This window comes from Streptomyces sp. NPDC028910, assembly GCF_055564955.1.
Window position 1 is genome coordinate 74,803 of sequence record NZ_JBVHVF010000005.1, and the last position, 12,847, is coordinate 87,649.

At 71.9% G+C, this 12,847-nt stretch carries 14 protein-coding genes; 7 read left to right on the top strand and 7 right to left on the bottom strand.

From position 1 onward, the window contains the following. Positions 1-136 precede the first annotated feature (136 nt). A complete protein-coding gene (locus tag ACZ4TV_RS09285; RefSeq protein ID WP_003953983.1) occupies positions 137-394 on the bottom strand; it encodes a WhiB family transcriptional regulator in 258 nt (85 codons plus the stop codon). Positions 395-716: 322 nt separating this feature from the next. Beyond that, positions 717-1,682, bottom strand: coding sequence for a diacylglycerol/lipid kinase family protein (locus tag ACZ4TV_RS09290; protein WP_468132398.1), 966 nt, complete (start codon positions 1,680-1,682; stop codon positions 717-719). A gap of 84 nt (positions 1,683-1,766) precedes the next feature. On the opposite strand from ACZ4TV_RS09290, the gene ACZ4TV_RS09295 reads away from it, so the two are divergent. Next, positions 1,767-2,228: a hypothetical protein gene (locus ACZ4TV_RS09295; RefSeq protein WP_468132400.1), complete on the top strand. Its 462-nt coding sequence runs from the start codon at positions 1,767-1,769 to the stop codon at positions 2,226-2,228. Positions 2,229-2,265: 37 nt separating this feature from the next. Here ACZ4TV_RS09295 and ACZ4TV_RS09300 read toward each other — a convergent pair whose 3' ends face one another. From ACZ4TV_RS09300 to ACZ4TV_RS09310, 3 genes are all read right to left on the bottom strand, one after another. Beyond that, positions 2,266-3,312 carry an RNA polymerase sigma factor SigF gene (locus tag ACZ4TV_RS09300; RefSeq protein ID WP_468132402.1) on the bottom strand — a complete coding sequence of 349 codons (1,047 nt, stop codon included), beginning with the start codon at positions 3,310-3,312 and terminating at the stop codon, positions 2,266-2,268. Further along, entirely contained in the window at positions 3,309-3,722 is a 414-nt protein-coding gene (locus ACZ4TV_RS09305) for an ATP-binding protein (protein ID WP_215015185.1), read from the bottom strand. Before ACZ4TV_RS09305 ends, ACZ4TV_RS09300 begins: the two co-directional genes overlap by 4 nt. A 212-nt stretch (positions 3,723-3,934) precedes the next feature. Beyond that, the gene (locus tag ACZ4TV_RS09310) at positions 3,935-4,195 is read right to left on the bottom strand and encodes a UBP-type zinc finger domain-containing protein (protein WP_468132404.1); all 261 of its coding nucleotides are present in this window, start codon (positions 4,193-4,195) and stop codon (positions 3,935-3,937) included. A gap of 56 nt (positions 4,196-4,251) precedes the next feature. On the opposite strand from ACZ4TV_RS09310, the gene ACZ4TV_RS09315 reads away from it, so the two are divergent. Then, positions 4,252-5,832, top strand: a complete 1,581-nt coding sequence (locus ACZ4TV_RS09315; protein ID WP_468132406.1) for a Na+/H+ antiporter — start codon at positions 4,252-4,254, stop codon at positions 5,830-5,832. A 480-nt stretch (positions 5,833-6,312) separates the two neighbouring features. Next, positions 6,313-6,474 carry a hypothetical protein gene (locus tag ACZ4TV_RS09320; RefSeq protein ID WP_468132408.1) on the top strand — a complete coding sequence of 54 codons (162 nt, stop codon included), beginning with the start codon at positions 6,313-6,315 and terminating at the stop codon, positions 6,472-6,474. Here the strand turns inward: ACZ4TV_RS09320 and ACZ4TV_RS09325 are convergent. Together ACZ4TV_RS09325 and ACZ4TV_RS09330 are read right to left on the bottom strand one after the other, a co-directional pair. Then, a complete protein-coding gene (locus ACZ4TV_RS09325; RefSeq protein WP_468132410.1) occupies positions 6,458-7,366 on the bottom strand; it encodes a 1-aminocyclopropane-1-carboxylate deaminase/D-cysteine desulfhydrase in 909 nt (302 codons plus the stop codon). The genes ACZ4TV_RS09320 and ACZ4TV_RS09325 overlap by 17 nt on opposite strands. Before the next feature lie 294 nt (positions 7,367-7,660). Continuing rightward, positions 7,661-8,251, bottom strand: coding sequence for an N-acetylmuramoyl-L-alanine amidase (locus tag ACZ4TV_RS09330; protein WP_468132412.1), 591 nt, complete (start codon positions 8,249-8,251; stop codon positions 7,661-7,663). Between the two features lie 635 nt (positions 8,252-8,886). Here ACZ4TV_RS09330 and ACZ4TV_RS09335 point away from each other — a divergent pair. The 4 genes from ACZ4TV_RS09335 (at position 8,887) to ACZ4TV_RS09350 (ending at position 12,789) form a co-directional block, all read left to right on the top strand. Next, on the top strand, positions 8,887-10,293 hold the full coding sequence (locus tag ACZ4TV_RS09335; RefSeq protein WP_468132414.1) for a family 2B encapsulin nanocompartment shell protein: 1,407 nt from the start codon (positions 8,887-8,889) through the stop codon (positions 10,291-10,293). Then, a complete protein-coding gene (locus tag ACZ4TV_RS09340) occupies positions 10,290-11,366 on the top strand; it encodes a family 2 encapsulin nanocompartment cargo protein polyprenyl transferase (protein ID WP_468132846.1) in 1,077 nt (358 codons plus the stop codon). The genes ACZ4TV_RS09335 and ACZ4TV_RS09340 overlap by 4 nt, the downstream gene beginning before the upstream one ends. A gap of 155 nt (positions 11,367-11,521) precedes the next feature. Beyond that, a complete protein-coding gene (locus ACZ4TV_RS09345) occupies positions 11,522-12,115 on the top strand; it encodes a GNAT family N-acetyltransferase (protein WP_468132416.1) in 594 nt (197 codons plus the stop codon). Positions 12,116-12,204: 89 nt separating this feature from the next. After that, the gene (locus ACZ4TV_RS09350; RefSeq protein WP_468132418.1) at positions 12,205-12,789 is read left to right on the top strand and encodes a dihydrofolate reductase family protein; all 585 of its coding nucleotides are present in this window, start codon (positions 12,205-12,207) and stop codon (positions 12,787-12,789) included. The last annotated feature ends 58 nt before the right edge of the window (positions 12,790-12,847 follow it).

Sequence of the window (12,847 nt, forward strand, 5' to 3'; positions counted from 1 at the left end):
CCCGCCCGCCCGGACGCGTACGGAGCCCCGCACAGCACTGAGCCCCGGACCGAGATTCCGGTCCGGGGCTCAAGAGCACGTTGCTGAGCGCTTATACGGTTACTACGCGCTGCGCGTCGAGGCTCGAAAGTCGTTGTCAGGCGCTGGCGTTGCGCGCCCGGTTGCGAGCGGCGCGGCGCTTCATGGCGCGGCGCTCGTCCTCGCTGAGACCGCCCCAGACGCCGGAGTCCTGACCGGACTCGAGCGCCCACTGCAGGCACTGCTCCATGACGGGGCAACGGCGGCAGACGGCCTTGGCTTCCTCGATCTGCAGCAGCGCAGGACCGGTGTTGCCGATGGGGAAGAAGAGTTCCGGGTCTTCCTCGCGGCAAACGGCGTTGTGACGCCAGTCCATGGCTGCTCCATCTCCTTGTATTGCGAACAGGTTGCTTGTGAATGTGAACGCTTTCACGAATCCCCCCGTGAGGGAAGGGCGACCGCCCAGTTTCCCGGGTGATCAGTCAGAGATTCGTGGAGGGGTTCTGGCGATCTGTGTGGGTGCCGGGTTCTGCGGGCTGTCCCGATCGCCATGAAGAGATTCGCAAACCTCGGACGGGGATACAACCCCTTCCGGAAAGTTTTTTTTGATTCGTCGGTGTCTACTAGGTCACAGCCCTACATCGTGAGGGTGGACCGGCGTGTAAACGTTCGAGTGAAAGGCCTTCTGGCCCTTCCACTCACACAATCACACGCAGTGCACGGCGTACGCCTGTGAACCGAACGCTGGTCCGCAGCCCCAGGTGGTCTCCGTCCATCTGGAACGGAAGCGGCACCTTGGAATGCAAGGTGAAGTCGGTCAGATCGTGTAGAGACACCGCGTGCTTGCCGTGCGGACCCCGCTCAGGAGTGGAGGTCAGCAGCTGTGTCGCGTACCGGGCGACGGCCGGAGTTGACAAACGGTCCAGCGCCAATACGTCAAGCGCGGTATCGAACGACGCCTCCGGAGAGGCGTAAAGCGGACGATTGCCCAGATACGTCCACGGCGAGGTGTTGCACACTATCGACAGCACCAGGTCCGTCACCGGATCCGCGCCGGGGCGCTCCAGCGTGACCGTGCCCTGCCGGCGGTTCGGTTCCTCCCAGAACTGCCGCATCAGCTGTCGCACGTACAGGGCGTGCGTCGAACGCTTGCCGCGCTCCCGCTGCTGCTCCACCCGGCCCACCACGCCCGCGTCGAAACCGAAGCCCGCGCAGAAGGTGAACCAGCGCGCCGGCACCGACTCGTCCTCCGTGCCCGGGGCGCCGGCCGCCAGACCCAGGCCCACCGTCCGCTCCCGCCGCTCCCGCAGCGCGTCCAGCAGGGCGCCGGTCGCCTCGACCGCGTCGTTGGGCAGCCCCAGGGCGCGGGCGAACACATTGGTGGAGCCACCGGGAACCACCGCCAGCCGCGGCAGCCGCTCCGGATCGGGCCCGTCGTGCAGGAGCCCGTTGACCACCTCGTTGACCGTGCCGTCGCCACCCAGGGCGACGACGAGGTCGAGTCCCTCGTGCGCGGCCTTGCGCCCCAGGTCCCGGGCGTGCCCGCGGTACTCGGTGGTCACCGCCTCCAGCTTCATCTCGCTGGCCAGGGCGTGGGTCAGGACGTCGCGCGTGCGCGCACTGGTCGTCGTCGCTGCTGGGTTGGCCACGAGAAGTGCACGCATGAGCGCCAGACTACCCACCCCTTCCCACGTCGACCCTACTGCCCGTCCCCTCCGGGGCCGGGGGTGCGCCGCTACCCTGCTGGGGTGAGTAAGAAGCAGCCCGCGCAGGCCCCCGCCCCCACTCCCACCCCCGCCGCCGTCCCGCCCGCCGCACTGCCCGGCCGGCTGACCGCCGCCGCCGTGCTCACCGCCCTGGAGGGCCTGGCGCTGGCCGGCCTCGGTGTCTACATGCTGTTCGTGGGCATCGCCGGCGACCCCGACTCGCCGCAGCAGGCCGAGACGGGCGGGCTCACCCTGCTCGCGCTCGCCGCGCTGCCGCTGGTCGCGGCCCGCGGGCTGCGCCTGGGCCGCCGCTGGAGCCGCGGCCCGGCACTGATCACCCAGCTGATGGCGCTGCCGGTCGCCTGGACCCTCTACAGCACGGGCGGCGCGATGGTCGCCGCCGCGGTCGCGCTGGCCCTGGCCGTGGTGGCCGTCGTCGTGCTGCTGGTGAACCCGACGGCGACCGAGGCACTCGGTATCGGGCCCGGCGCACAGGCCCGATAACCGGACGCCCTCTTTCCGGCTACTCCTCCACCAGGAGCTACTCCTCCACCAGGAGCTTCTCGCGGAGCTGGGCCAGCGTGCGGGCCAGCAGGCGGGAGACGTGCATCTGGGAGATGCCGACCTCCTGGGCGATCTGCGACTGGGTCATGTTGCCGAAGAACCGAAGCAGGAGGATCCGCTTCTCTCGCGGCGGGAGGCCCTCCAGCAGCGGCTTGAGGGACTCGCGGTACTCGACGCCCTCCAGGGCCTCGTCCTCCGCGCCCAGGGTGTCCGCGACCGCCGGCGACTCGTCGTCGGTGTCCGGGACGTCCAGCGAGAGCGTGCTGTAGGCATTGGCCGATTCGAGCCCCTCCAGCACCTCCTCCTCGGAGATCCCCAGCCGTTCGGCCAGTTCGTGCACCGTCGGGGAGCGGCCGTGCTGCTGGGACAGCTCCGCCGTGGCCGTCGTCAGCGAGAGCCGCAGCTCCTGCAGGCGCCGGGGCACCCGGACCGCCCAGCCCTTGTCACGGAAGTGGCGCTTGATCTCGCCGACCACCGTGGGCGTGGCGTACGTCGAGAACTCGACTCCGCGGTCCGGGTCGAACCGGTCCACCGATTTGATGAGACCGATCGTCGCGACCTGGGTCAGGTCGTCCAGCGGCTCACCGCGGTTGCGGAAGCGCCGCGCCAGGTGTTCGACCAGCGGCAGGTGCATCCGTACGAGCCGGTTGCGCAGCTCCGCCTTCTCCACCGAGCCTTCGGGCAGCGCCCGCAGCTCGATGAACAGGGCCCGCGCGCCACTGCGGTCGCGCGGGTCCGGCAGCGCCGCGGACACCGGGAACACCGGCGGCAGGGGCGCCACCGGCACCTCGGGGGCCGCGGTGGCGGCCTCCGGTGGCAGTGCCGGCAGTGATGGCTGTGGTTGGTCGTGCTGGTTCTCGCTCATAGGGCCCGCCCGTCGCTCCGCCGAGTCCAAAAAGCCGTCTTCCGCATCCGCGTCAGCCGGGTGCGGCCGGGCGTGCTGCTGCTCCGGGATGCCGCCGTCGACCTCGTGCCGTACCCGGGGCCGATCCCCGCCCCGCACCGGGATCTCCCCGCCGCTCACGCCGGGCCTGGTCCCGCGCCGCGCTGTTTGTAGAGGCTGATGCTCACCGTCCGGTTCTCCTCGACCGTGGCCTCGACCTTGCCGGCCAGCGCCGACAGGACCGTCCACGCGAACGTGTCACGCTCCGGCGCGCGCCCGTCGGTGGTCGGCGCGGAGACGGTCACCTCCAGCGAATCCTCGATCAGCCGGAAGACGCAGCTGAGGACGGAGCCCGGCACGGCCTGCTGGAGCAGGATCGCGCAGGCCTCGTCCACCGCGATGCGGAGGTCCTCGATCTCGTCGAGGGTGAAGTCCAAACGTGCTGCGAGGCCGGCCGTGGCCGTCCGCAGCACCGACAGGTAGGCACCCGCAGCGGGCAGCCGGACTTCCACGAAGTCCTGAGTCCCGGGCTCGCCTGCGATCTGGGACACCCTCACCTCCAAGGTGGTACGAGCTCTGTTCGCCGGTGACGCTATCGCGATCCGGGCGATCGTGTCGCGGCACCCCTCGTGGCACCCGCTGTGAGCGCCCGCCAGTCATGCCTCTGCCCAGTGACTGATGGTAAGCCCATGGGTACGCACAGTGGCTAGGGGTCTGCGGGGCCCAAATCGGGGGAGCCGGCGGAGGGTTGACCTACCCCGCCTCACACGATCGAACCGTCGACAAAACACCATCGCCAGGTCTCGCCCGGCTCGAAGCTCCGCATCACCGGGTGGCCGGTCTCCTGGTGGTGCGCGGTGGCGTGCCGGAAGGGGGACGAGTCACAGCAGGCCACGTGTCCGCACCCCAGGCACATGCGCAGCTGCACGGGGTGGCTGCCGAGCACCAGACATTCGGGGCACGTCTGTGCAGACGGGATGGGCTCGGGGCGCGGCAGTTCGGCAACGTGGGTGCACTCGCTCATGATGGCCAGCGTACGACCAGGGTGCGGGCGCGCGACGATGTGCGGAGGGATCTTCCATGGAGGTATTGCCGCTGGTGGCGCTCGTCGCGGGCAGTGCGGCCGTGGCGGGGCTGGCCCGCCGTACGCCGGTGCCCGCGCCGCTGCTGCTGGTCGCCGCCGGACTGCTGGCCGCGTACGTCCCGGGCGTGCCCGCGTACACCCTCGATCCGCACATCGTGCTGCCGCTGCTGCTCCCGCCGCTGCTGCACACGGCCGCCGTCGACAGTTCGTACCTGGACCTGAGGACGAACATCCGGCCCATCGCGATGCTCTCCGTGGGCTACGTGCTCTTCGCGACGCTCGCCGTCGGGTACGCGACGTACCTGGTGGTGCCGGGACTGACCGTGCCGGTGGCGCTCGTGCTGGGCGCGGTGATCGCGCCGCCCGACGCCGTCGCCGCCACCGCGATCGCCCGCAAGCTCGGACTGCCGAACCGGATGACGACCATCCTGGAGGGTGAGTCCCTGGTCAACGACGCGACCGCGATCACCGCGTACAAGGTGGCGCTGGCGGCGGCGGTCGGGGTGAGCGCCGGCTGGGCGGGCGGGATCGCGGAGTTCCTGTTGGCCTCGGTGGGCGGGGTCGGCGTGGGCCTGCTGCTGATGGTGCCGATCCACCAGCTCCGCAAGCGGATGAAGGAACCCCTGCTCCAGAACACCCTCTCGCTGCTGATCCCCTTCGTGGCGTACGCGGCGGCCGAGCGGGTGCACGCCTCCGGAGTGCTGGCGGTGGTCGTGGTCGCGCTGTACCTCGGGCACCGCAACTGGCAGGTCGACTTCGCCACCCGGCTCCAGGAGGAGGCGGTGTGGAAGATGGTCGCCTTCGTGCTGGAGTCGGTGGTCTTCGCGCTGATCGGACTCCAGCTGCCGGTGGTCCTGAGGGGCCTGGGGGAGTACGAGGGCCTGGACGCGGCCTGGTACGCGACCGCCGTCTTCCTCGCGGTGGTGGTGGCCCGGTTCCTGTGGGTGTTCCCGGCGACCTTCGTGCCGCGCTGGATGTCGCGGCGGATCGTGGAGCGGGAGCCGGAGACCGACTGGAGGGCCCCGGTGATCGTGGGGTGGGCCGGGATGCGGGGCGTGGTCTCGCTGGCCATCGCCTTCTCCGTGCCGATGTCGGTCCCGCACCGGAACCTGATCCTCTTCCTGACCTTCACGACGGTCATCGGGACGCTGGTCGTGCAGGGGCTGACGCTGCCGCCGCTGATCAGGGCGCTGAAGCTGCCGCCGAAGGACGTGCGGGCCGAGACCCTGGCGGAGGCGCAGGCTCAGAGCGAGGCCTCGCGGGCGGCGGAGGAGCGGCTGGACGAGCTGCTGGAGGAGCCGGAGAACAGCACCCTGCCGCCGCCGCTGGCGGACCGGCTGCGGACGGTGCTGGAGCGGCGGCGCAACGCGGTGTGGGAACGGCTGGGCGAGGTCAACGCGCTGACGGGGGAGTCGGCGGACGACGTCTACCGGCGGCTCGCACGGGAGATGATCGAGGCCGAGCGGGAGGTCTTCGTCGCGCTGCGGGACGAGCGGCGGATCGACGACGAGATGCTGCGGGTGCTGCTGCGCAGGCTGGACCTGGAGGAGGCGGCGGCCTACCGCGAGGAGGCCTGACCCTGCCGGGGGCTTGGCGGGGTTGGCCGGGCCGAGCCCGGGGGTGCGGGTGCCGGTGTGAGGTGTCGGCCGGCCCGGCCCATCCTTCAGCCTCGCCGGCGCTTGAGGCGCGGTCCGGGGCCGAGCCCCGCTCCTCCAGCCTCGCCGGCGCTTGAGGCGCGGGGTCCGGGGCGGAGCCGCGCTCCTTCAGCCTCGCCGGCGTTTGAGGCGCGGGGTCCGGGGTCGAGGCCCGCTCCCTCTGCCTCGCCGGCGTTTGAGGCGCGGGGTCCGGGGTCGAGGCCCGCTCTTTCAGCCTCGCCGGCGTTTGAGGCGCGGGGTCCGGGGCGGAGTCCCGGGAAACGGAGAAAGGGCGGGGCGGGGAGCAGCTCCGCGCAGCGGGTGGGCCGCACCGGCTCGGACTGCCGGGCGCGGTCTGCTGCGGGGCCGCGGCTCGGGCGGACCGCCCGTCGCTCCGCCGCGCCTTCCGCGGCCTCCCGAGGGGTGCGGCTGGCCACGTACGCCGGAGCGCTCGCCTTCGTCCCGTACGCGGGGATGAAGCGGATCCAGGCGGCAGGCGGCGCCTTCGCCGGATACGGCTTGGACCTGGTGACGGCCACGCGCTCCTCCTGGCTGCGCACCCGCTCGGTCACGGCCGCCCCGTGATCACCGCGGCCAGAGTCGTGCCGGGCGGGAAGGTGCCGGAGGCGGTGAGCGTGGCCAGGGCCCACAGGAGCTTGGCCACGTAGATCCGCTCGACGGGCAGGCCGTGGCGGGACTCGAAGTCGGCGGCGAAGGCGTCGAGGGCGGCCGGGACCCGGGCGTAGCCGCCGTGGTGGAAGCCCTCGGCCAGGCTCCAGTCGCCCGCCGGGGCACCGAAGGCGGCCCGCTGGAGGGAACGTATCTCCTCGGTCAGGAAACCGCCCGCCAGGACCGGTACGCCGAGCGCCCGCTGTCCGGGGGCCAGCCCGGCCGCCAGGCCCGCCACGGTCCCGCCGGTGCCGCAGGCCACCGCCACCACCTCGGCCGCGCCCCGCAGCTCGCGGCCGAGCTCGGCGCAGCCCTCCAGGGCGAGGGCGTTGCTGCCGCCCTCGGGGACCACGTACGCGCCGGTCGCGCCCGCCCCGTCCACCAGCCGCGCCAGCGCCTGCGGCTCGGCCTTGCCGCGGTACTGCGACCGGGAGACGAAGTGCAGCCGCATGCCGTCGGCCGCGCACCGGGCGAGGGAGTCGTTCAGGGGCCGCCCGGCCAGCTCGTCGCCGCGCACGATGCCGACCGTGCGCAGGCCCAGCAGCCGCCCGGCGGCCGCGGTGGCCCGCAGGTGGTTCGAGTACGCCCCGCCGAAGGTGACCAGGCAGTCGTGCCCCGCCTCCACCGCGGCGCGGAGGTTCGGCGAGAGCTTGCGCCACTTGTTTCCCGGCAGCTCGGGATGGACGAGGTCGTCCCGCTTCAGCAGAAGCCGTACGCCGTGCCGGTCGAACCTGTCGTCGCGGATCTCCTGCAAGGGGGACGGCGGGCGTGGCTGCAAGAGCACGTCAAGGTTCGAGGGGCGGTTCACCCGTCCATTGTGGGGCGCTCCTGCCCGTGCCGTCGCACGTCAGAGCCCCGCCCACACCCATCGGGGCGCGCGAACGGGGCGGGAGCCGGCGCGCCCGGCCCCGCGCGTCCGCCTGCTCGTCGTGAGCGCCGGACTCGGCTCCACAGCCCTCGGCGACGCGTACCTAGGCCGACCCGTGCGCTGACAGGCCCTGCCGGGGGTTGCGGGCCCTTCCCAAGCGTCCTGAGCGGGCCGGCTGGTCGCCGTCCCCGTGCGGCTCCGGGGGCGGCGACCTTCACGGCCGGCCGGCGGGTGTCACTTCAGGCGCTCGTCGATGCGTTCGCGCAGGGACTCCATCGTGAAGCCCTTGGGGTCGATCTTGCCCGGCTGCCATTCGAGGTGGCCGATCACCGAGCGGGCCGTCCAGGCGTGGACCCGGCAGACGGCCGCCGCCGCGCGGGTGATGGCTTCGAGCTGGACCGCCGGCCAGGGGTCCTCGCCGTCGCCGAGGTTCTCGCACTCGAAGCCGTAGAAGTGGCGGTTGCCGTCGGTGTCCGCCTGCCGGTCCGGCGGGAGCCGCTTCTCCGCGATCACCGCCGCCAGGACGTCGGAGTCGCCGGAGCCGGCGTGGTTGGCGCGGCCGAAGCCGACCAGGTGGACGCGGCCGTCCTTGGCGATCACGCCGTGGCAGAGCGGGCCCGGCAGGGCGCTGTGGCCTTCGCGGCAGAGCTGGACGGTGTACGGGGTGCCGCGGGTGACGGTGTGGTGGATCATCACCCCGTGCACCGGGCCCCAGGGGCCCTTGTGATCGCGGTTGTGGGTGCGCCAGGCGCCGACTTCGACGACGGTCAGACCCTCGTTGCGCAAGGCGCTGATGAACCGGTCCGCGGACATGGGTGCGGCCATGGCCGCCTCCTTCGTTGCGGTGCGCGACGGATACCCTCTGTGCCCGTCTCGTCACTCAACGGTTTAGTGGAGGCGGCCCTTCCGCGGCTAGTGCCTTCGTACGGCGAGCGAGCCGATTCGGACACGAACACGGACACGAACGCGGACACGGACGCGCGTCCGGCCGAGGCGTCGACCTGTGTGTGCGTCAGGGCCCGGTCGCCGCGCGGTGGGTGCCCGAGCCGTCGCGGTGTGGACTCGCGTTCGAGCCCCGCCGTCGGGTCGGCTCAGGCGGGCCGGCAGGCGGTGGGAATCAGCCATCGGCCCGGGGGCGGCGGATGTCGACTCCCGTGTCGCCCTGCCCGAAATGCCCGGCATACCCGGCAGGCGTCCTGTCGGGGTCGCCGCCATGTCGTTCGTCGTCAGTCGGACCCGGGAGGTGGCGCCGGGCGGCCGCGCCAAACCACCACAAAACGGCGGCTTGGCTGAAACCGGTGGGGTGCAAGGGGCTCGCGGGGCGTCTGGGAGAAGAGTTGGACCCCAGAGAGTGCCCCGCCCCCGGATGGAGTAGTCCCACCCTTTTGTGTAATGGTCTCACCACGCTGCGTGCTGAAAGGCTCGTCCCGCAGGTCCACGAGTCATCGAAAGGGACATACATGTCGGTCCAGGCAGGCTCCGAGTCCGAGGCCCAGACACCGCAGCGCAGTCTCGGGACGACGGCCGCGCGGAACTTGGCCACCACGACCAAGTCCGCGCCGCAGATGCAGGAGATCACCTCGCGGTGGCTCCTGAAGATGCTGCCGTGGGTGTCGGTGCAGGGCGGCACGTACCGCGTCAACCGCCGGCTGAGCTACTCGGTCGGCAACGGCGTCGTGGAGTTCATCAAGACCGGGACCCAGGTCCAGGTCATCCCCGCCGAGCTCGGTGAGCTCCCGCTCCTGCGCGACTACGACGACGAGGCCGTCCTCACCGAACTCGCCCAGCGGTGCCGGCAGCTCGACTTCGAGGCCGGCCAGGAGCTCACCTCCTTCGGCAGCCCCTCCGACCAGGTATTCCTCCTCGCCCACGGCCGCATCGACCAGGTGGGCCCCGGCCCCTACGGTGACGACGCCGTCCTCCAGACCGTCGCCGACGGCGCCTTCTTCGGCGAGAACTCCCTCGTCGATGAAGAATCGATTTGGGAGTACACCGCCCGCGCCGCCACCTCCGGCACCGCACTGGTCCTGACCCGCCAGGACTTCCAGCTCCTCGCCGACCGGGTCGATTCGCTGCGCGAGCACGTGGAGCGCGTACGGGCCCTGCCCGCCCAGCGCACCAACAAGTACGGCGAGGCCGCGATCGACCTCTCCGCCGGCCACCAGGGCGAGGCCGTCCTCCCGGGCACCTTCGTGGACTACGAGGCCCACCCGCGCGAGTACGAACTCTCCATTGCACAAACGGTCCTGCGCGTGCACACCCGCGTCGCCGACCTCTACAACCAGCCGATGAACCAGACCGAGCAGCAGTTGCGGCTCACGGTCGAGGCGCTGCGCGAGCGCCAGGAGCACGAGATGCTCAACAACCGCGAGTTCGGCCTGCTCCACAACGCCGACTACGACCAGCGCATCCAGCCGCACGACGGCGCACCCAGCCCCGACGACATGGACCAGCTGCTCAGCATGCGGCGCGGCTCCAAGCTCTTCCTGGCGCACCCCAAGGCGATCGCCGCCTTCGGCCGCGAGTGCAACAAGCGCGGGCTCTACCCGGAGTCGGTGGAGATCAACGGCAATCGGGTGCCGTCCTGGCGCGGAGTGCCGATCTTCCCGAGCAGCAAGATCCCGATCAGCGACGCCCGCACCACGTCGATCCTGTGCATGCGTACCGGCGAGGAGGAGCAGGGTGTGATCGGCCTGCACCAGCCGGGCATCCCGGACGAGATCGAGCCGAGCCTGTCGGTCCGCTTCATGGGGATCAGCGAGCAGGCGATCATCTCGTACCTGGTCACCGCCTACTTCTCCGCCGCCGTGCTGGTGCCGGACGCGCTCGGCGTGCTGGAGAACGTCGAGATCGGCCGCTGGCGCTGAGTGCGGTGAACACCATCGCGACCGGCGAGGGTCAGGAGGCGGCGGCCCTGCTGGAACGGACGAGGGAAAAAGTCGACCCGGAACTGCGCCGGACGGTCGAGAGCCTGCCCGGTTCGATGCGGCGCGTGGCCATGTACCACTTCGGCTGGGAGCGCGAGGACGGCACCCCGGCCGCGGGCTGCGCCGGCAAGGCCCTCCGGCCGGCCCTGGTGCTGGCGGCGGCCCAGGCCCTGCGCGGGCCGGGGGCAGGGCCTGGAGCCGGGCCGGGGGCCGGGCCGGCTGACGACGCCGTACGGGCGGCGGCGGCCGTGGAGTTGGCGCACAACTTCACGCTGCTCCACGACGACGTCATCGACCGGGACGTCCGGCGGCGCGACCGGGCCACCGCTTGGACCGTCTTCGGGATACCGGACGCGATCATCACGGGCGACGCCATGATGGCCCTCGCGCTGCGGCTGCTCGCGGAGGATCCGCATCCGGCCTCGGCAGCGGCCTCGGCCCGGCTCGCGGCCTGCGTCATCGAGCTGTGCGGGGGCCAGCGGGCGGACTGCGCCTTCGAGCAGCGTACGTACGTCTCGCTCGACGAGTGCCTGGTCATGGCCACGGCCAAGACCGGGGCGCTGCTGGGCTGCGCGTGCGCGCTGGGCGCGCTGTACGCGGGGGCCGGGCCGGACGAGGTCGACGCCATGGACGCCTTCGGGCGGGAGGCCGGGCTGGCCTTCCAGCTGATCGACGACCTGATCGGCATCTGGGGGGACCCGGGGCACACCGGCAAGCCCGCCGGGGCCGATCTGATCGCGCGCAAGAAGTCCCTCCCGGTCGTGGCCGCCCTCACCTCGGACACCGCGGCGGGGGAGGAGCTGGCCGCCCTGTACGCGGGCCCCATGACCGGGGACGACGTACTCCGGGCCGCCGACGCGGTGGACCGGGCCGGGGGGCGCGACTGGGCGCAGGCCCACGCCGCGGACCGGATGGGCCGGGCGGTCCAGCAGCTGTCGCGTGCCGTCCCGGACCTCGGGGCGGCGGGCGGGCTGCTGGCGCTCGCGGAGTTCGTGACGCGTCGTACGAGGTGACGGCGCGGCGGGTGACGCGTCGTACGAGGTGACCGCGCAGCGGCGCGAGCAGGCCCGTCCCGGCATCACATGGTGCCGGAACGGGCCTTACCGCATGTTCGGGTCAACTCTAGGATCACTCACGGTTGTTGACACGTGAGCGAAGGGTGTGACCAGTGGCGCTGGAGATACGGCAGGCGGATCAGTCGGACCGGGACGCGGTGGCGCGGTTGCTCGACGAGGCCTTCCGCACCGACCCGGTGAGCAGCTGGGTCTTCCCGGACCCGGAGCACCGGGCCGCGGTGCACGGGAAGTTCCTGGGCGTCTTCGTGGACGTGGCGCTGGCCGAGGGCCGGATCGACTACGCGGTGGACGGCTCGGCGGCCGCGCTGTGGCTGCGGATCCCGGCGGGCGAGCCGGAGGGCGAGGACGAGATCCCGGCGCGGATGCGGGCGGTGGCCGACCCGGACAACGAGCGGTGCGAGCTGGTCGGCCGGCTCACGGGGGCGGTGCACCCGACGGCGGAGGAGCACGAGTACCTGCTGATGATCGCGGTCGCCCCGGGGCGGCAGGGGGAGGGGCTGGGCAGCGAGCTGATCCGGCCGGTGCTGGAGCACTGCGACCGCGAGGGCGTGCCGGCGTACCTGGAGGCGAGCAGCGAGCGCAGCAGGGGACTGTACGAGCGGCTCGGCTGGGAGCTCGCCGGAGAGCCGGTGCGGCTGCCGGAGGGGCCGCTGATGTGGCCGATGTGGCGCAAGCCGCGGGGGTAGGCACGCGAGGGTTGCGTAACCACTTCAGCTGAAGTACTTTAACCGGCGTGCCCCCGGTGCGGTGGCACTGTCGAACGGAAGAGAATCGCTTGCGCAAGCTCACGTACTTCATCGCCACGTCGGTCGACGGCTTCATCGGTGCCCCGGACGGCGACGGCGACTTCTTCTACAGCCACCTCGACCGCGAGTTCATCGACCACCTCAAGGCCGAGTACCCCGAGACCATCGCCGCCGAGGGGCGGGCCCAGCTCGGGATCCAGGACGCCGTGCCGAAGCGCTTCGACGCGGTGATCATGGGGCGCAACACGTACGAGCCGGGCCTCAAGCAGGGCGTCACCAGCCCCTACGGCCACCTGCCCGAGCAGTACGTCGTCTCGCGCTCCCTCACCACCCCGCCGGACCCGCAGGTGGAGCTCATCAGCGGGGACGTGGTGGCCCGGGTGCGCGAGCTCAAGGCCCGGGACGGGCTCGGCATCTGGCTGTGCGGCGGGGCGGACCTGGCCGGTCAGCTGATCGACGAGATCGACGAGTTCATCGTCAAGACGTACCCGGTCTTCGTGGGCACCGGGATGCCGATGTCACGGGCCGGCTTCGCGGTGCGTCCCCTGGAGCTCACCGGGGCCACGACCCTCGGCGGCGGCCAGACCATCACCACGTACGCCGTCAAGCGCTGACCGCGCCGGTCCCTGCGGTCGCTGCGGTCCCTGCGGTCGCTGCGGTCCCTGGTCACTC